This window comes from Pseudomonas laurylsulfatiphila, from assembly GCF_002934665.1.
Classification (GTDB): domain Bacteria; phylum Pseudomonadota; class Gammaproteobacteria; order Pseudomonadales; family Pseudomonadaceae; genus Aquipseudomonas; species Aquipseudomonas laurylsulfatiphila.
The window spans coordinates 167,492-186,655 of record NZ_NIRS01000001.1; the positions used below are offsets into that span (position 1 = coordinate 167,492).

General features: G+C 61.1%; 15 protein-coding genes and 2 pseudogenes. 12 read left to right on the forward strand and 5 right to left on the reverse strand.

Annotated elements, in window-relative coordinates; all coding sequences use genetic code 11:
• Window positions 1-180: 180 nt before the first annotated feature.
• Together CD175_RS00730 and CD175_RS00735 are read left to right on the forward strand one after the other, a co-directional pair.
• Complete coding sequence (locus tag CD175_RS00730; protein WP_104447258.1) at window positions 181-5,013, forward strand: M35 family metalloendopeptidase; 4,833 nt, start codon at window positions 181-183, stop codon at window positions 5,011-5,013.
• Between the two features lie 232 nt (window positions 5,014-5,245).
• Entirely contained in the window at window positions 5,246-6,247 is a 1,002-nt protein-coding gene (locus tag CD175_RS00735; RefSeq protein ID WP_104447259.1) for a FecR family protein, read from the forward strand.
• Between the two features lie 57 nt (window positions 6,248-6,304).
• Here the strand turns inward: CD175_RS00735 and pvdQ are convergent, their stop codons facing one another.
• Window positions 6,305-8,653: a bifunctional acylase PvdQ gene (gene pvdQ, locus CD175_RS00740; RefSeq protein WP_104447260.1), complete on the reverse strand. Its 2,349-nt coding sequence runs from the start codon at window positions 8,651-8,653 to the stop codon at window positions 6,305-6,307.
• A 250-nt stretch (window positions 8,654-8,903) separates the two neighbouring features.
• On the opposite strand from pvdQ, the gene CD175_RS00745 reads away from it, so the two are divergent.
• Entirely contained in the window at window positions 8,904-9,275 is a 372-nt protein-coding gene (locus CD175_RS00745; RefSeq protein WP_007970994.1) for a hypothetical protein, read from the forward strand.
• An 8-nt stretch (window positions 9,276-9,283) separates the two neighbouring features.
• On the opposite strand, the gene CD175_RS00750 is transcribed toward CD175_RS00745, so the two are convergent.
• Complete coding sequence (locus CD175_RS00750; RefSeq protein WP_007970993.1) at window positions 9,284-9,472, reverse strand: hypothetical protein; 189 nt, start codon at window positions 9,470-9,472, stop codon at window positions 9,284-9,286.
• 159 nt (window positions 9,473-9,631) lie between these two features.
• Here CD175_RS00750 and CD175_RS31260 point away from each other — a divergent pair, with 159 nt between their 5' ends.
• Entirely contained in the window at window positions 9,632-9,769 is a 138-nt protein-coding gene (locus CD175_RS31260; protein ID WP_007970990.1) for a hypothetical protein, read from the forward strand.
• 7 nt (window positions 9,770-9,776) lie between these two features.
• On the opposite strand, the pseudogene CD175_RS00755 reads toward CD175_RS31260, so the two are convergent.
• A pseudogene (locus CD175_RS00755) lies at window positions 9,777-10,704 on the reverse strand (LysR family transcriptional regulator).
• A 116-nt stretch (window positions 10,705-10,820) separates the two neighbouring features.
• Between CD175_RS00755 and CD175_RS00760 the strand changes: the two are divergent.
• The 8 genes and pseudogenes from CD175_RS00760 to CD175_RS00800 all read left to right on the forward strand — a co-directional run bounded on the left by CD175_RS00760 (window position 10,821) and on the right by CD175_RS00800 (window position 17,429).
• Window positions 10,821-11,815, forward strand: a pseudogene (locus CD175_RS00760) (aldo/keto reductase).
• 584 nt (window positions 11,816-12,399) lie between these two features.
• Complete coding sequence (locus CD175_RS00770; protein WP_104447262.1) at window positions 12,400-12,846, forward strand: DUF411 domain-containing protein; 447 nt, start codon at window positions 12,400-12,402, stop codon at window positions 12,844-12,846.
• Window positions 12,846-13,280 carry a YqaA family protein gene (locus CD175_RS00775; protein ID WP_104447263.1) on the forward strand — a complete coding sequence of 145 codons (435 nt, stop codon included), beginning with the start codon at window positions 12,846-12,848 and terminating at the stop codon, window positions 13,278-13,280. The genes CD175_RS00770 and CD175_RS00775 overlap by 1 nt, the downstream gene beginning before the upstream one ends.
• Window positions 13,281-13,365: 85 nt before the next feature.
• Window positions 13,366-14,403 (forward strand): alpha/beta fold hydrolase, encoded by a 1,038-nt coding sequence (locus CD175_RS00780; RefSeq protein WP_104447264.1) that lies wholly within the window; start codon window positions 13,366-13,368, stop codon window positions 14,401-14,403.
• Window positions 14,404-14,416: 13 nt separating this feature from the next.
• Window positions 14,417-15,370: a D-2-hydroxyacid dehydrogenase family protein gene (locus CD175_RS00785; RefSeq protein ID WP_104447265.1), complete on the forward strand. Its 954-nt coding sequence runs from the start codon at window positions 14,417-14,419 to the stop codon at window positions 15,368-15,370.
• Window positions 15,371-15,576: 206 nt separating this feature from the next.
• Window positions 15,577-16,119: a tetratricopeptide repeat protein gene (locus CD175_RS00790; RefSeq protein ID WP_104447266.1), complete on the forward strand. Its 543-nt coding sequence runs from the start codon at window positions 15,577-15,579 to the stop codon at window positions 16,117-16,119.
• A gap of 66 nt (window positions 16,120-16,185) precedes the next feature.
• Window positions 16,186-16,668, forward strand: coding sequence for an RNA polymerase sigma factor (locus tag CD175_RS00795; RefSeq protein WP_420849088.1), 483 nt, complete (start codon window positions 16,186-16,188; stop codon window positions 16,666-16,668).
• Window positions 16,668-17,429, forward strand: coding sequence for an anti-sigma factor family protein (locus CD175_RS00800; protein WP_104447268.1), 762 nt, complete (start codon window positions 16,668-16,670; stop codon window positions 17,427-17,429). The genes CD175_RS00795 and CD175_RS00800 overlap by 1 nt, the downstream gene beginning before the upstream one ends.
• A gap of 46 nt (window positions 17,430-17,475) precedes the next feature.
• Here the strand turns inward: CD175_RS00800 and CD175_RS00805 are convergent, their stop codons facing one another.
• Together CD175_RS00805 and CD175_RS00810 are read right to left on the reverse strand one after the other, a co-directional pair.
• A complete protein-coding gene (locus tag CD175_RS00805; protein WP_104447269.1) occupies window positions 17,476-17,751 on the reverse strand; it encodes a hypothetical protein in 276 nt (91 codons plus the stop codon).
• Between the two features lie 110 nt (window positions 17,752-17,861).
• A complete protein-coding gene (locus CD175_RS00810) occupies window positions 17,862-19,163 on the reverse strand; it encodes an ATP-binding protein (RefSeq protein WP_104447270.1) in 1,302 nt (433 codons plus the stop codon).
• Window position 19,164 lies beyond the last annotated feature (1 nt).

Sequence of the window (19,164 nt, forward strand, 5' to 3'; positions counted from 1 at the left end):
TTAACAACGCGCGGCGAGCGACCTGTCAACCTTTCGCTCAGGGGCGACGAGGTGAATCCGTGTCACCAAAGCCCACGTCCCGTGCGTTATCTATTTACCACCTGCGTCAACGCACCGGCTTTTAGTCTCGATGCTCAACCCACAGGCGCCCTTGAGTGGCACCTTGAACGAGACTCGACGATGACTACACCCGTAACTCCGCTGTTTTTCCCCGAAGCACTGACGATGCCCGGACTCTGGCGAGAACTTGGCCAAACCCACGGGCTGACGCAAAAGGATTTCGAATGGTTCAGCCATATCGAACTGGCCAGCCAGGCCCTGCGCGATGAGCAGACGCCGCCCATGCTGGCGAAAAAAATCCTTCTGAAGATCCCTGGCCAGGACCCCGTGACGCTGGCCGGCAGTTTTTTGCTGACCGCGACGCCGGATGACAACGGCGTGATTCTCTACACCTCCTACGCCGGCATACAGAAGTTCACCAGCCGCTCGGTCCTTACCGAACATCTGGCGGCACGACTCAAAGTAGCCAACGAAGACGATGAACTGCTGGCCTTCATGGCCCTGTCACAACGCAAGACGGTGGTGGCTGCCGACGATATCGGGCTGGAGTTTCAAACCATTGAAGGTGACGTGTTCGAGGACCAACGCACCACCCTCTCTCGCCATCAGCAACTCAACGACCAGGCCCTGCTCGATGAACTCAAGGCGCTACCGTCCCTGACGTCGCTGCTCGATGCTTTGCTGGCTGAACAACTGACGGTGTCATTTCCCGGCGTGGATCAGAGCCAGACCCGGGTGAATTTCTATCTGGCAGCGACTGCAGGGAACGAGGACGCAAGCCGTCCGTCGCGACCTTGGGTCAATTCCCTGTCGCTGAGTGACGCCGTGCTCCTGCACTATCGCCATCAGCGTTGGCCCACCGGGCAGACCCATGAATTTTCCCACCCGAAAAAGTCCCCGGCAAACGCTGATCAGGGGCATTGGGAAACGGCGGTCACGACAGTCTCGGGCAAACTGGTCAGCCTGCTGATCGGGAAGCTCGAACACTATTGGGACGCGGCGAGCGCCAATGGCGCCTCCCGTCGCGCACTTTTCGGCCGGGCCATCGCCGATCAGGCGCGCGTGCAACTGCTGCTCAAGCGCGAAGCCGGGATCATCACCCCGGAGCAAAGCCAGGACCTGCACGCGTTGATCTCGACAGCCACCCGGACGAACACATCGATGACGGTCGAAACCGTGCGCCTGTGGGAGTACCAGGCCAATTACGTCGAGCTGGCCGGTTCACTGATGGTCAGCGCCAGTCATGCGTTTCTCTACACGCCCACCGAAGGTTTGCAGGTGCTCAAGGACTATCAGGACTTGCGCGATACCGTGCGGAGCAAGTTCGGCGCGGCCGGTCACGAGGACGAGCTCTATGGCCTGCTGAGCCTGGACGAACGCCAGCGATTCATTGGTTTTGACCGGCCGAATGTGACCGGGGAAGCAATCTCCGGCGCGATCTTCAGCAAGCTCTTCGACGCCATTGTCACCAAGCAACTGCAGAACACGGAATACAGCCTGCAGGTGTTCCGCCACAGTGACGGCGCCGTGGACATCCGCGCCCTGTTCGACAAGGCGCTGGATATCCGTTCGATGATCAACGAGCGGCTGCTGACGCTGGAGTCCGATGGACGCTGGAGCACGCGGCCGGTGTTGTCCGGCGACCAGCATCCGTCCATGGTGCTGGCCGATACGGCGGCAGCGTTCGTCAAGAGCTTCAGTGACATCGAAACGCTGATCAGCGCCGACGTCGCCGCACAACCGATCGCTTCATTGGCGTTGCAGCGGGTCTACCTGGAAAACCTGCAACCGCGCCTGGCCCATGCGCTTTCCGTCGGCATCCGCGGCGAGGCCAGCCTGCGCACACTCGGCGCGACATTGGCGGATGCGGACCGGGCCATCGTCGATACGGTGTTCAACCCGGATCAGGCCGAAAGACATAACCGTCGCTCCTTGAAGGGGTTCCGGCCCGATGCCTATTCACTGACCCTTGAGCGCTCCGGTCTGCGGGATCTCCTGCCGCTCGCCCATTGCCTTCTCCTGACCGAGCGCGGCGGACTCGACCCCTCGCATTCCGGACGGACCATCCTGTGGACGCCCGCCGAGGGGCTGGAGGTGTTTGACAACATCAGCCGTGCCAGGCAGGAACTGAACCGACGCCTGCTCGACCCGCAGCAACGCATGGCGCTACTGGAAAACCTCACCCCGAGCCAACGCGTCTTCCACCAACGCTACTCGCTGGGTGCGCTGCGGCTGATTGAAGGGTCAGCACTGGAGCAGGTCGCACGCTCATCCATCGATCACTTTCTGGCTCGCTGCGAACACGCGCGCAGCCTGGACCTGAACGACACGAAGCAGAAAAAGGCCCTGAAAGCGCTGACCACCGCCGGGATCAATACCCATTTACGAAGAGCCACCTCGATCGCCCGGGCGATCACCCTGCAACAGTCACTGCCCACATGGCTTGGAATGGCCCCGCTTGAAGATCAGCGGCTGCACGTTGAACTGCTGGAGCAATACCGCAACAGCGTCGAGGAGGACAAAGACTACTTGCACGGGATCACCCCCCTAAGGTCGTATGTGCATGGACGGCTGAAGACGTTGCTCGGCAATCGCTTCCCCGCCATTACGCTGGACCCCGACGATATTCAAATCATCCCCGACCTCAACCTGACCGGTCCCGCCCGGAGCCTTACCGAGTTCGCCCTGAACCATGTCAGTGTCGCGCAAGGCTCCGGATTCCAGGTTTCCTCGACTACCACTCAGGCGCTGCCCGAGGGCCTGGACCAGGCCGCAGTCCGTCAACTGATGCAGTCATTGAACGTTGTGCAAAGCTACGCAGCACAGGTAACGCAGACATTGTCCGGTGCAACGGCCGACGCCGAAGGCCGGATGCAGCGTTTCGTCAAACAACTGCCCTGGCAACTGCTGCAACACGCCCATGAACTGAAGCTGTTGCAAAGGCTATCCAGCAGCGCGTTCGATTTGCTTCGACAGGTGCTCGACATGCCGGACGCCACGGCCCGGGCAGCCGTGCAGGGAGCACACGCGATTGCCCGGCCACTGGAGCTGATCAAGACCACCGGCGCTGCCGCGGTCAAAGCGTTGGGCCTGTACCTGGTGAGCCCCGGCAACGCAAAGGCCGGGCCGCAGATCCTCTATGCCCCTTACCACCCTGGCGGCTCGCCTTTTATCGAATTCGACACTGAGGCCAGCCTTGTCTCGGCGCTGAACACCCCGGGGCCCTTGCAGGACCTATTGCTACGACGCCTTCCAGACAGCGAGCAGTCCGCCTTCCGCAACCTGTTCAGCTCAACCGTTGGACAGTTGAGTGAGATCACCCTCGGGTCCAGCCCCATCGACGGCAACTTGCTCACCCAGCTATACCACGACAACACCCGACTGCTGTCGCAAATGCTTGGCAGCCAGTTACACGCGGCAAGCCAGGCGGACTGGGAGGCCGTCAAACACCTGTTCGGCGCCAACATCCACCGCATCCTCGGCCTGTTGCCGGGCAAACTCGCTTATGCACAGTTTCTCTGGAACGCCTACAAGGATGCCCTCCACTCCGCAGAAGCCCTGCAGGATCATCACTGGAAAGTTGCGCTGGAGGAGTTCATCGCCGGTGCGGCGCAACTCATCACACTGGGCAGGCTGTCGCTCGAAGGATGGACCGACACGGCCCAGGCAACCCAGGAAAACCCGGGCGCACCGGTCGCCACACCGATCATCGCGCCAAAGTGGTCCGAAATCGACTCGACGGCACCGCTGCGTACGCGGCTGCAACCGTTCGAAACCACGGTCGAACTCAAGAACCTGACGAAAAACAGCGCTGACGGCACCTACCTCGATGCGGCGAGCAAAAAAACCTACGCCCCCATCGCCGGCAAGGTCTACGACGTAGACAAGACCGGACCGGCCTGGCGAATGATCAAGGACAAGGAACAAGGCCCCGTATTGCTGACGGCGCCAGACAAGCAACTGGTGATCGACCCGGACATCCATACGGTGCACTTCGGCAAGGCCATGTCGAAAATGCACAACCAGTTTGCTCATGCCCGTATCGCCGGGGAGGTGCTGAACATCGAGGCCCGGGGGATGGAAGACATTCGCGCCCGGCATCCCGAAAAAGCCCGAATGATCGTGCAGGCCATCGACATGGCGCGCTATTACGCGTTCAACAGTTTGCACAACATGACGCAACTGCGCAGATTCGTCCCCGGTACCCGGCTGGACACCTTCCTCAAAGATTTCTTTGGTGTCGGCCAGGTCAACGCAGCGCTGCTCGACAAGATCAAGGACGCCATCCTCCCCATCTGCAACGCGCTGGTCGACCCTGATGAAGACTGGATGAACTCCCATCGTTTTGTCGTGGGTTCAAACCGGGCCCCGCAGGACAACCTCATCGCGTTTGTCCTGGACAAGGACCGACAGCGCCACGTGCATTTCACCGAAAGGTTCTTCGATCAACAACTCGACTGGTACAAATCCTGTCTGACGGAACCCTTCAACGTCGACGGCCACAGCCAGGCCGCCACGCTGATACACGAATTCGCTCACCTGTTTTCCGCGGCCGTGGACATTGCATACCTTGAAGCCCGGCGCCCTTTCAGCGACCTGGTAGCGCCGATCACGGCCTACGGTGAAGCCATGAAACAGTCCCAACTGAAATTCCAGCGCGAAGCCTTGTCGCTGAACACGCCGAAGGAGGAACTGTTTGCGCGTTGGAACAGCAGCCTGCAATCGTGGATCAGCCTGGATTCGATCCCGGAGTCTTATCACGTCGGCAAGGCCATTCTGAGGTTAACGGGCAGCAGAACCATGGACGGAGCACGGGAAGCATTCCTGGACGGGCAAAATGCGAACTTCAGGGCTGACGTCATTTTGCACAATGCCGATTCGCTCGCGTTCCTGATCTGCGAAATGGGCCGGCAACTGGACCCGGTGCCAGTCACATCGGCCTCCGGAAACTGATCCTGGCATCACAAAGCGCAGATCCCCGGATCTGCGCAGCACATCGGCCGCGATGGCACTGTGATGAATTTTTTGATCTTTTTTTCACGCGCCCTATGGATACTGCAAGCCGACAACAGGCTATCCAGAGGCAAAGCGTTGAAAAAAAGTTACACATTGATAGTTAAATGCCATGACTGATGTTCTCGCAGACTGCCCCCAAGGTTAGAATGCACGAAATCAGGATGAGCCAATGACCGAACACACGCTCTCGGAAGCCGACTACGACGCCATCACCGATGCCGCTGCGCATTGGTGTATGCGTCTGCACGCCAATGACTGCACAGAGCAGGAGCGCCACGCGTTCGAACAATGGCGTGATGCACATCCGCTCCATGCCTTCGAGTACGAAGCGATGCTGGAAATATGGGATGTCGCCGGCGACCTGCCCCGCCCCGAGCCCGTCCTGCCGCTGGTTCGCCCTCAACCCGAAGCCCCGTGGCGCCGCCTGGCCATTGCCGCGGCAGTCTGTGCCCTGGCGCTGCCTTTGGCCGGTTATGGCGGCTGGCACCTGGGCTGGGTACCGAACGCGTACCAGCATTTCGAAACCACCGACAATGTTCGCACGGTCACCTTGAAAGATGGCAGCCAGGTGGAACTGAACCTGGGCAGCGAGCTGACGTACAGCAACTACAAGGATCAGCGGCAGGTCACGCTGAAAAAAGGCGAAGCCTTCTTCAAGGTCAGCCATGACACCCGCCATCCGTTTGTGGTCAAGGCCGCCGAAGGCCGGGTTCGCGTGACCGGCACCCAATTCAACGTCTGGATGTATGAAGACCAGGTCAAGGTCAATCTGATCGAGGGTTCGGTACTGGTCAGCAGCAACACCGACCTGCCCGGCGACGGCTTGCGCCTCGACCCGGCGATGCAGGCCAGTTACCGCCGCGGCGACTTCACTCCCCGCATCAGCCAGACCTATGACAATGACAGTTCGCTGGCCTGGCGCCAGGGCAAGCTGGTGCTCGACGATCTGGCACTGAGCGATGCGCTGCCATTGATCAATCGCTACCTGGACAAACCGCTGATGGTCGCCGACAACAGCACCGGTTCGATCCATATCGGTGGCATCTACAACATCAAAGAGATCAACGGCCTGGTGAAGTCCCTGCCGCGGGTCCTGCCGGTCTACCTGACCCGCAATGACAACGGCAATCTGGTGGTCAACGCGATCCCGCAAAAGACCCCGAAAAGCTGAAAAGGCCGCCACCCTTGCGGGGTGCGGCCTTCAGCGTTCCAGTAAAACCCCACTACCTCAATGCGCGGCGACCTTGGCATCCTGCTGGCGGATCGTCTGTACCTGATACTGCGGATCGGACGTGATCTGCTGCTCGGTGAACGGCAGCACGCTCCATTGCTTCTGCGAAAAGGCCTGCGTCTGATCCCGTGAAAATTTCGAAGCTGGGTCACTCGACAACGAGAACGCCAGCAGCCCCTTGGCTTGAGGTCCGTTTTCGTCGAAGGTCACCACTTGCAGGTAACTCGTGCCACTGACCACCTCACGCTTGCCATCGCTGCGCGGCACGCTCTGGATCGCGTTGTATACCCCCAGCGTACCTGGCCCGCCATGGATCGGCGTCTGTTGCCCGCCGCTGCTGACCACCTGGATGTCGCCCCAGCGAGTGTCCGGCTTGAGGCCTGAGGCCTTGACCTGCTCAGCCGAAGCCAGCATCGCTGTGCGTAGCGCCTTCGCCACTGGCGGGAGATCGACTGCGAGTCCACTCGGGGTGTGTTGCGGGTCCTGCGGATCGAACGCCACGCGCCATACGTCCGGCACCGGCTCCAATGCCTCCATGACATTCTGGAAGTGCACAAAACCCAGACCGCTGCCCAGGTTGGCCTTGCGGTCCCAGGCCTTGAGGCTGGCACACAGTGGCGCGAGGGTTCTGGCATCGGCACCGAGATCCTTCGCGCAGAATTGCAGCATGTCCGGCATCACTTGAGCCGCCTGATAGACCTGATCGTCCATGACCATGTGCTGCAAGTCCGCCACCGCGACCTTGCCGGCCCCGGTCAGCGTACTCAAACGGTCCAGGGCAAAGCGTGAACGCAGGCCCAAAGGCTGACCGTCCTGGCTGATCAGCGGCGAATAGCCGGTCAGCGGTTGCGCCGGATTGGCCATCCACGCCGAATCGTTGGAGTGCTGGACAAAATCCTTGCGCAGCAGCTGCGGCAGCTTGTCCGCCGCATAGATGCCCTGTTGTGGCGCCTGCGGGTCGCTGTCCCAGGCACAGGCGCTGTTGGAGCCGTCAAGAATGATCATCTGCAGGCCGATCCGCGGATCGCTGCATTGCGCCAGCTTGTCGACGCTGACGTTGGGCACCACCGAGAGGTTCATGTACAGCGTCTGCCCCTGATCGTCCGCCGCCAGGGTGTTGACCCACGGAATGCCCTGGATCCTGTGCACCGAGTCCTGGAAGTCCTTGAGGTTTTCGGCGCGGTTCATCGCGTACCACTGCTGCAGGACGCGATCGTTATCCAGGTTGGCGTCGCGCAGGCTGAAGGCGTATTGATGATCCCAATCCAGTTTTCCCGGCCATTGCACCACCGGACCGAACTTCGAGCTGTAGACCACGCGGGTAATCGCCTGGACCTGCCCGTCCGCCTGCCTGACGTTGACCGTCACGGTCTGCTGGTCCATCGGCAAGGACTGGCCGTCGAGCAGGTAACGGGTCGAATCCTTTGGATCGAGTTGCAGGCGGTACAGCGTGAAATGCCTGGACGAATCCACGGTGTGGGTCCAGGCCAGATGTTGATTGAAACCGATGTTGATCAGCGGCAGGCCGGGCAACGCCGCGCCCATCACATCCAGCTTGCCGGGAATAGTCAGGTGCATCTGATAAAAACGCATGCCGCCCACCCACGGGAAGTGCGGGTTGGCCAGCAACATGCCGCGTCCGTTAAAGGAACGTTCGCTGCCGATCGCGACCGCGTTGCTGCCGCGGTCCAGGGCAAACCGTTGCATGCGCGTGGCGGCCTCCTGGAACGCTGCCTGGGCGTTCGACGCACCGGCCACGGCTTGGGGCGGCATGGCACCGGCCAGGGCTTCGGCGAACTGGCCGACACCCCCTTCGACCAACAGGCGCCGGGTCAGCTTGACCAGATCCGACGGGGTGATGTCCCGCACCCAATCGCCCTGGCACTGTTGCGGCAGACCCTGGGCGCGACGTTCGCTCAGGGAACGGTTGAACCCCGCCACATAGCCTTCAATCAACTCACGAACCGGCGGAGTCTGGGCCTGCCAGAAACCGGCGACGGCTTGCGGGGTGTTGAGCCAGGTGAAGAACAGATCACTGACCAGGTTCTCACGCGCCTCGACGGTGAACTGATCCGGTCCGAAATAGCGCGAGCGCTCGCCGTTCACCGTAGTGATCTCGTTCGCCAGCAGGCACAGGTTGTCCTGGGCGTAGGCATAGCCGATGCCATAGCCCAGCCCGCGCTCGTTGTCGGCGCGGATGTGCGGCACGCCGAAACTGGTTCGGCGGATGTCCGCGCTCGTTGGCGCAGGCGTATCGCTCGCGCTCGCCGCAAGGCTCAACCCCAGGCTCAACCCCAGAGTCACACCCGCCAGGCTCAACCTGGTTAACTGGCTGGAAATAATCACGCTCGCTCCTGATCGAAAAAACGATGGCCACTGTTGCGCGCACCCACGCGCGCAGTGCCTCCCTGTAGGGACGAAGCTCACATCAATAATTTAGGGTTTTGCCGCGCATTGGCGTGCGAACTGACAGGCTGATCACACGACGTCGACAAAATTTCTACATTTGAGCCTTCATGATTTGGGGAGCTCATACGTCTAGACATGCAAGAGCGCCCCATTTTTCCTGATCAGGCTCTGAAAAGGAGTTTTGCCAATGTACAACTCGCAACTGCCAATGGACGGTAGCAACGCGCCAAAGGGTACTTCCATGGGAGTCGGCGCGTTCGAGCCGCGTACCGATCGCCACGGTAACGAGCGGATCCGGATCCTGCTCAAGAGCTATGGCCTGCGCACCAGCCTGATCCGCCTGAAAGTCATCGATGCCCTGCTGACGGCCGCCGAAAGCGACCGCAGTCTTGGCGTGCGTGGCGTGCACAGCCAATTGCTGGAACTGGACATTCCCCTGTCCTTTCTCAGCGTGCGCGAAGTGCTCAAGCGCTTGTGCATTGAAGGCGTGATTGTCCTGAACCCCGACAAAAGCTACAGCCTGCATCCACAGGCTGCCGCCATCCTGCGCAACCCGTGAGCGAATGATCAGGGCTTGACCTTGCGGCGCATCACACCATTGATGACTACCACAATCACCGCCACGCCAATGGCGATGTACTGGAACATTTTTTCGCTGATGACGCCGGTGTTCTGCAACCAGGAAAGGCCAAACATGATCCCCAGCACCACCAGGGAGATCAGAATCGAGTATTTCAAACGTTGCGACTGAGTCATTGCGGGTTCCTGAACCTGAAGAAAATGTATCCGATTTGTATCAAGACGCTTGCCAAGCACATACCCTGTTTCGGGGATAAGCGGCTACAAGCGGGGTCTCATGTTACAGCCGATGAAGAGTTTTAGCTTCATTGCGGCGATAACCATGAGGACTTTCAAATGTTGCGTCGAATCACATTGCTGATTCCCCTGCTGGCCATCCTGACCCTGAGCGGTTGCATTGTTTTCCCCCATGGGGGCTGGCATCACGATCACTACTACGACCATGGCGGACCGGGGTACTACCCGCATCGTTAACCGCTGTTCAACGTCCTGAATCCTTCCTGTAAAAGTCATTGCCGGCCTGGGCACAGAGTTCCACCAGCCAGTCGACAAACACACGCACCCGCCGGGACAACTGGCGGTGCGGCGGATAAAGCGCCGTCATCGGCATGCCCGGTGGCGGCACTTCCCTCAGCACTTCACACAAACGCCCCCTCCTGCAGTTGCCGGGCCACGTGGTAGTAAGGCGTCTGCACCAGCCCATATCCGGCCTCGCACGCCGCCAGATAACCATCGGCACTGTTGACCGCCACCTGCTTGGGCAGGTCGACCAGCTGTATCTGGCCATCCACGACAAACTCCAGTCCATAGCGCTTTCCGTTGCTGCTGGAGAAGTACTCGACCACCTGATGACCGCGCAGGTCATCCAGGGTATGCGGCGTTCCGTGCCGCTGCAGGTAGTCAGGGCTGGCACAGGTCACCTGATCCATCATCACCAGCGGCCGCGCCACCAGCGAATCGTCCAGCGTCGAGCCGCCGCGCAACACACAATCCACCCCTTCGCGAATCAGGTCGACCGGCCGGTCATTCAAGCCGATTTCCAGCTCGATCAACGGATAGCGGGCGGTGAACTGCGGCAGCGCCGGAATCACCACCAGACGCCCCACGCCCGCCGGCATGTCCACACGCAACAGCCCCTTGGGATTGTGGCGTGCAGCACTGAACACCGCTTCGGTCTCTTCGAGATCCGCCAGCAAGCGCACGCAACGCGGGTAATAGGCCGCACCGTCGAGCGTCAGGCTGATCTGCCGTGTGGTGCGTTGCAGCAGTTGCACTCCCAGATGGGCCTCCAGTTGCTTGATCAGAATGGTCACCGAGGCTCGGGGCAGTTGCAGGCTATCGGCAGCCTTGGCAAAGCCACCCAGCTCGACGATTCGGGTAAAGACGCGCATGGCGTTGAAACGGTCCATTGCTGGTTCCACCGACAGATTGTTTAGATTTTACGAATAGTGATAGCCGTTTTAGCCGGTTTATCTTGTTTCTGTCGAGGCGAACAATGGCCACTCACTCACAGGGAGCTGATTTCATGCACACACGTCAATTGGGAAAGAACGGTCCTCAGGTGTCGGCCATCGGCCTTGGCTGCATGGGCATGACTGACTTTTACACCACCGGTACGGATACCCGCGAAGCCACGGCGACCCTGCATCGCGCGCTGGAACTGGGTGTCAACCTGCTCGATACCGCCGATATGTACGGCCCGCACACCAATGAAGAGCTGATCGGCAAGGCCATTGCCGGCAAGCGCGACCAGGTGTTCCTGGCCAGCAAGTTCGGTATCGTCCGCGACCCGGCGAATCCCGGTGCCCGGGGCGTCAACGGTCGGCCGGAATACATTCGCCAGTCCATCGACGGCAGCTTGAAACGCCTGGGCGTGGACACCCTCGACCTGTATTACCAGCACCGTATCGACCCGCAGGTGGCCATCGAAGAAACCGTCGGCGCCATGGCCGAACTGGTCAGTGCCGGCAAAGTCCGCTACCTGGGATTGAGCGAAGCCTCGGTGGCGACCCTGGAGCGGGCGCACAAGGTTCATCCGATCAGTGCGCTGCAGAATGAATACTCGTTGTGGAGCCGTGATCAGGAAGAGAACGGTTGCCTGGCGGCCTGCCGGCGCCTGGGCGTCGCCTTTGTGCCTTACAGCCCGCTGGGCCGAGGGTTTCTGACCGGCGCATTGAAAAGCCCGGATGATTTCGCGGCAGACGATTATCGCCGTTTCAGCCCGCGTTTCCAGGGCGACAATTTTGCGAAAAACCTGCTGCTGGTGCAGCAAGTCCAGGCGCTCGCGGCCGAGAAAGGCGTGACGACAGGCCAACTGGCGCTAGCGTGGGTGCTGGCCCAGGGTGACTACCTGATTCCGATTCCGGGCACCAAGCAACGCAAATACCTGGAAGAAAACCGGCCGCTCTGCAGGTGAGGCTGAACGCTGATGAACTGCGGGCGCTGGAGTCGGTCTTTGCGGCGAATGCCACCGCTGGCCTGCGTTATCCGGAGGAAGTCATGAAACTGCTTGACCGCTGAGATAACGAATTATCTGTAGGAGCGCGTGCACCACCAAACAACGAGGTCGAGCGTTAGCTCGCCTCGCGGTGCACGCCCCATCGAGAGACCGATGGCGGCGGACTCTGTAGGAGCGAGCCTGCTCGCGAAAAACCTGAGAGCACCGCGGGGTGTCAGGCTCCCCGCATCATCGTTGACCTCCATCGCGAGCAAGCTCGCTCCTACAGGCCGGGCGGCGTTCCGTTTTTCCAAGTAACCCGCTGTAAAAGCGGAACCATAGGCGGCCGTTACCGCAGAAATGGATATGTACACCACCAACAAATACGCCAGCCATGAGGCCGCCATCGCCAGCAAGCCGGCTCCTACAGGTATCGGTGTCCCCCGGGATTGCGTGAAGAACCTTTTTTGAACCCGGGGATCACGTAAACATGCGCCTACGGCATTTCAACCTGACGTTTTTGTAATGTCCCCCTCATCTGCCTGACAGCACTGATCTACCATCATCGAACAGCCGATCTTTGTAGTACTTCGAAACACTCCTTGAATGCCTGACCGGAAAAAAGGGTCAGAATGCGTTTTTTTGCCCGTTAGCCGAGACGAATCCCATGCGAAACCCTCTGCGTCTGATCGCCCTGAGCGCCCTGTTTATGTCCTCCCTGGCCCAGGCCGCGGACCTCATTCCGATCGAGGTTCATCGCGACGCCAATTGTGGTTGCTGCAAAAAATGGATCAGCCATCTTGAAGCCAATGGTTTCAAGGTCGATGACCACGTCGAAGCCAACATGAGCAAGTTCAAGCAACAGCACGGCGTGCCGCCACGCCTGGCGTCGTGCCACACCGCGTTGATCAACGGCAAATTCGTCGAAGGTCACGTCCCGGCCGACCAGGTCCTGGCCTTGAGCAAGCGCGACGATCTGTTGGGCGTCGCGGCGCCCGGCATGCCCATGGGTTCGCCCGGCATGGAAATGGACGGCATGAGCGATGCCTATCAGGTCATCGGCCTGAAAAAGGACGGCACTGACCTGGTGGTCGCGGACTACCCCGCCCATTGATGCCCGGCGCGTACCTCGGGCTGTTTTTCGCGGCATTCGGTGCCGCCACGCTGCTGCCGTTGCAATCCGAAGCCGTGCTGGTGGGGCTGCTGCTCAGCGACCGCTACTGGCTCTGGGCACTGCTGGCGGTGGCCACGTTCGGCAACGTTCTGGGGTCGCTGCTCAACTGGTGGCTGGGGCGGGGGATTGAGCGGTTCCGCGACCGGCGCTGGTTTCCGGTAAGCCCCCGGCACCTGGAAAAAGCCCGGCTGCATTACCAGCGCTACGGCCATTGGTCATTGCTGCTCAGTTGGCTCCCGGTGATCGGCGATCCGCTGACACTGGTCGCCGGGGTCATGCGCGAGCCATTGGGGCGCTTCCTGCTCATCGTCACCCTGGCCAAAGGCGCCCGTTACGGCGTGTTGGCCGTGGCGACGCTGGGCTGGATGGGTTGAACCATCGAGGGCGATGATTGCCTGTGTTTAATGCCGCCCTAATCGAGCCGATCCAGCATCGGCGGATTTTCCATGGAGCACTCCCATGTCGCGCCCCTTCCCCCGCTGGTTGCCCGGCCTGTTGTTGACCGCCGCCCTGCCCGCCATCGCCCACGCCCAAACCCAAACCGAAGCGCCGGAATACGGCCCCGAACTCCAGGGTTTCGATTATCCCTACACACTCAAGCACTTCGCCTTTGAATCCCAGGGCCAGTCCCTGCAAATGGGCTATATGGACGTCGCCGCCCACGGCAAGGCCAATGGCCGCAGCGTGGTGCTGATGCACGGCAAGAATTTCTGTGGCGCCACCTGGGACAGCTCGATCAAAGCCCTCAGCGACGCCGGCTATCGGGTCATCGCCCCGGACCAGATCGGCTTCTGCAGCTCCAGCAAACCTGCGCACTATCAGTACACATTCCAGCAACTGGCGACGAACACCCAGCAATTGCTCAAGGCATTGGGCATACAGAAAGCCACCCTGCTGGGGCACTCCACCGGCGGCATGCTCGCCACTCGCTATGCCTTGCAATACCCCGAACAGGTCGAGCAACTGGCACTGGTCAACCCCATCGGCCTGGAAGACTGGAAAGCACTCGGTGTGCCTTACCGCACAGTTGATCAATGGTACGAACGCGAACTCAAGCTCAGCGCCGACGGTATCCGCAACTACGAACGCAGCACCTACTACGGCGGCCGCTGGAAACCCGAATTCGATCGCTGGGTCGACATGCTCGCCGGCCTGAACAAAGGCCCGGGGCATACGCAAGTCGCGTGGAACTCGGCGCTGATCTACGACATGATCTTCACTCAACCGGTGTACTACGAATTCCAGAACCTGCAGATGCCGACCCTGCTGTTGATCGGGACGTCCGATACGACCGCCATCGGCAGTGACATCGCCCCGCCCGAGGTCAAGGCGAAGATCGGGCACTACGACGTCCTCGGCAAACAAGTGGCGAAGTTGATTCCCCGGTCCACGCTGGTCGAATTCCCCGGCATGGGCCACGCGCCACAGATGGAAGAACCGGCACAATTCCACCAGGCCCTGCTCGCCTGGCTGAACAAGACCAACCCCGTGCGTTAAAGAGGAAAGGCTGATGCCTGTGCAGATTGCAGTGCTTGATGATTGGCAGGATGTGGCGCGGGATGTGGTGGACTGGTCGGCGCTGGACAGCGTCGGCCAGGTGAGTTTTCTCCATGACTACCCCGCCGACAACCAGACCCTGGCCGAGCGCCTGGCCGGGTTCGAGGTGATCTGCGTCATGCGCGAGCGCACGCGCTTCGACGAAGACCTGCTGCGCCGCCTGCCCAGGCTCAAACTGCTGGTGACCGGCGGCATGCGCAACGCCGCCCTGGACCTGAAAGCCGCCGCCGCGCTGCGCATCCAGGTCAGCGGCACCGACAGCTACAAACACGCCGCGCCGGAGTTGACCTGGGCGCTGATCATGGCCGCCACCCGCAACCTGGTGGCCGAAGCCAATGCCTTGCGTACCGGCCAGTGGCAACAAGGCCTGGGCGGCGACCTGCACGGCAAGACGCTGGCGATCCTCGGCCTTGGCAGCATCGGCCAGCGCGTCGCACAATTCGGCCAGGTATTCGGTATGCGGGTCATCGCCTGGAGCGAAAACCTCACCGCCGAACGTGCGGCGCAAGCCGGCGTGACCCGAGTCAGCAAGCAAGAGCTGTTCGAACAGGCCGATGTGTTGTCGGTACACCTGGTGCTCAGCGACCGCAGTCGGGGCCTGGTGGACGCGCAAGCCCTGGGCTGGATGAAGCCCACGGCACTGCTGGTAAATACCGCCCGCGGACCGATTGTCGATGAGGCGGCGCTGATCAAGGCGCTGCAGAAACAACGCCTGGCCGGTGCCGCACTGGACGTCTTCGAGCAGGAGCCGCTGCCCGCCCACCATCCGTTCCGGACCCTGGACAATGTATTGGCCACGCCCCATGTCGGGTACGTGAGCCAACAGAACTACCGGCTGTTTTTCTCGCAGATGATCGAGGACATCCAGGCCTGGGCGGCGGGGGCTCCGATTCGTTTGCTGGGTTGAACGAAAATCCCCTGTGGGAGCGAGCCTGCTCGCGAAAGCGGTGGGTCAATCAACATTAATGCTGCCTGAGACTCCGCTTTCGCGAGCAGGCTCGCTCCCACAATGAATAATTGTGCATGCTGGAGTGTTCTCATCACATCAACCTTGCACTGCGCCTGGCCGGGCGCGAACTGATCTGAAACCCATGAACCTGTGGAGCAAAGCCCATGAATAGTCGTTTTGCGTTTCTGATGACCCCGTTGTTGCTGACCGTTGCGTTGTCCGGCTCCCTCGCCCTGGCCAACGGCGGTGGCGGCGGTGACGAGCCGCCCGCCAGACCCAACTGCCCGAAAGGACAGGTGCTCGATACCCGATCGCAGCGGTGCGTCAGGCAGACCAGCAACCTGGTGCCTGACGAAGACCGCACCAACTATGCCTATCAACTGGCCAAGGACGGGCGTTATGAAGAAGCCCTGGCCCTGCTCGACACGCTGAAACAGCCAAATACCGCAAAAGCGCTGAACTATCGCGGCTACGCCACGCGTAAACTGGGACGCACCGACGAAGGCATCGGTTATTACCTGCAATCGGTAAAACTCGACCCGCAATACGCGCAAGTCCGCGAATACCTGGGCGAGGCCTATGTGGTCAAGGGCCGGCTGGACCTTGCGCAGGAGCAACTGCAGCAGATCAAATCCATCTGCGGCAATACCCAGTGCGAGGAGTACCAGGACCTGGCCGAAGCCATCAACGGATCATCGAAAACCTGACAACCCGAGCGGACGGAGGTCGCCATCGCCAGCGATCAGGCAATACGAACGGAACTGAACCAGCATCTGGCGCGTTTATGGCGCTACGGTCTGCTGTTGTCCCGGCAACGGCATGTCGCCGATGACCTGGTGCAGGCCACCTGCGTGCGGGCGCTGGAGCGGGCCGGGCAATACGAGCCGGGGACGCGCATGGACCGCTGGCTGCTTAGCATCCTGCACTCGATCTGGCTCAATGAAGTGCGTGCCCAGCGGGTGCGGCAAGGTCAGGGCCAGGTGGATGCCGACCAGGCCTTGTCGTTCGATGGAGAGTCCGTGGCCCAGACCCACGTGTTGGCGGCACAGGTCATCCGCCGCGTCGATGCATTGCCCGAGGCCCAGCGTGAAACGGTATTTCTCGCCTACGTCGAAGGGTTGTCCTACCGCGAAGTCGCCGACGTGCTGCAAGTGCCCATCGGCACGGTCATGAGTCGCCTGGCCGCGGCCCGGGCGAAACTGGCCGAATATCCACCCTTGCACACGGTGCCCCACCCTTACCGAGGAGAACATTGATGAACGCGAAACCCTCGGACGAACAATTAGTGGCTTATCTCGACAACCAACTCGATGCCGAGCAGCGCTCGCGCATCGACGCCGCCATCAGCGCCGACCCGATGCTGAGCCTGCGCCTGCAATGGCTGGGTCGCAGCAGCCTGCCGTTCAAGGACGCCTACGATGAACTGGCCCGGCAGGCGCCGGTGGATCGCCTGCAAGCCATGCTCGCCACAATGCCCTCACCCGCCCGCCCCGGGCTCAGCCGACGCTGGTTCCTGGCCGCCGCGGCCGGGCTGCTGGCCGGCGGCGTGCTGGCGGACCGTTTGTTCCTCGGTTGGCAAGCGAGTCAGCAGACTCACAGCTGGCGCGGCCTCGTGGCCGATTACATGGCGCTCTACGTGCCGGAAACCCTGGATCACCTGCCCGCTGATGAAGCTTCCCAGCGGGCCCAGCTGCAGACCATCGATGCACGCCTGGGCCTCGACCTCGCGCCGGCAAAACTGAGCCTGCCCCGTGCCGAGTTCAAGCGGGCGCAAATCCTCGAGTACGACGGTGCGCCCATCGCCCAGATCACCTACCTCGATCCGGCGCACGGCCCCATGGCGCTGTGCGTGACCCGTTCCAACAGCGGCAGCCGCCATTTCGCCCAGGAACAGCGGCGCGAGCTGAACATCGTGTATTGGGCGGACATGGAGCACGCCTGGATGTTGATCGGGCACCAGCCGATGACGGATCTGGAGGAGATGGCCAAGGTGTTGCGGGGCCGGTTGAGCGCTTGATACGCAGGCACAGGTTTGCGGGGTCGTAAAAAGCCCCCGCAAGCCATCATGTTGTTCTGCTGCCGACGCCCGACTTCTCAAGGTCGTGTACCCTTGGCGGCACACCATCCCCCCCGCTCGTCATCGTGTATCTCACCGCATCGCCGACAAGAAAACAGGCGTTACCCTCTGCGGTCATGTTCGGCCCAATCCGGATCGCCAAGGTGCAACAGCCGTCATCAGGCATGACCATCGCAAATTTTGTCGACAGGCTTTCGACCTTGACGTCCCTGATTGCACTGATCGTGCCCTGCCCGCTGGTTTTTATTATTGGCGCGCCCATTCGTCCCTCCAGCCTTGCCGCCCTGTATTGACTTCGCAGGCTAATGAGACCCATAAGCGTGGCACCTTGCTACTGTCAAACCTGACAGATAATGCGGCCGTTTGTCGAAATCAGACCGGCAATGGCAACCACAAGCGAAACCGCGCCCCGCCCAGCGGCGAGGCTTGCACCGTCAGCGTGCCGCCCTGGGCTTCCAGGGCGCGCCGGCTGATCGCCAATCCCAGTCCGAAACCACCCGTGGCGCGATCTCGACTGCGGTCAAGACGGTAGAAGGGTTCGAAAATCCGCTCGCGCTCGTCATCCGGTATGCCGATGCCGTCATCGTCGACCCAGATTTCACAGCCACTGGCATAGACCTGCACACCGATCTGGATACGCTTTTCGCAGTAGCGCATGGCGTTGCGCAGCAGGTTTTGCAGGGCGCGGGCGGTCAGGCGAGGGTCGAGGCTGAAGCGTTCGAGCTGGCCGTGCAGCAGCACGTCGATGACGATCTCCGGGGACTCCAGCTCCTCGTCGACGCTGCCGAGGATGCTGTCGATGAACTCATCCAGTGACACTTCGACCCGCTCCGGTAGTCGCGCCGGGTTTTGCAGGCGACTGTAGGACAGCAACTCAAGCACAAGCTCATCGAGTTCCCGAATGTGCGCCACCAGGCTTTGCAGGCGCTCGCGGCTGGCCGCCGGCAAGTCGTCGGAGAGGGCCAGCGCCAGGCCGAAATCCAGGCGGGTCAATGGCGTACGCAACTCATGGGACACCGCATTGAGCAAGTCGCGCTGCTGGTTGAGCAGGTTCTCGATATCCCCGGCCATGGTGTCGAACACGCTGGCCAGGCTGCCGATGTTGGAACTCGGGGAGATTTGCGTGCGCTCGCCCAGGTGGCCCTTGCCAAAGCGTTCGGCCGCGCCCTTGAGGCGTTCCAGGTCACGCCAGTGCGGACGCAGCCACAGCAACAGGCACGCGAGCATGGTCGCGCCGATCAGTACGTTGATGCTCCAGTACAACAGGTTGACGTCCAGCGGATCCGGCGGCACCACCATTTGCACCACGGTGCGCTCGTTCAGCGGTGCGACCGCCAGCGTACGCCAGCCCCAGTCACCCACGCGCACGACGTTCTCGCCCCGCTGCAAGCGCTGCTGCTCTTCAGGCGTCAGGCTGCTGTCGTCGTTACCGCTGAGCACGATGTGCAGCGGATTGAAGTCCTTGTCCATTTCGGCGGCCAAGGCCGGCCACTGTTCGGCCGGAGCCGCGTGAAACTGTTTGACGATCAGCGTTTGCAAGCCACGGGAGTAATCGAGGTTGTAGGTGACAAAGCGTTCGTGGAACACCTTGACCACCAGGTCCGGCACCAGATAAATCGCCGCGCTGAACGAGACGATGGTCACCAGGTACAAGCGAAAGAGGATTCTGAACATC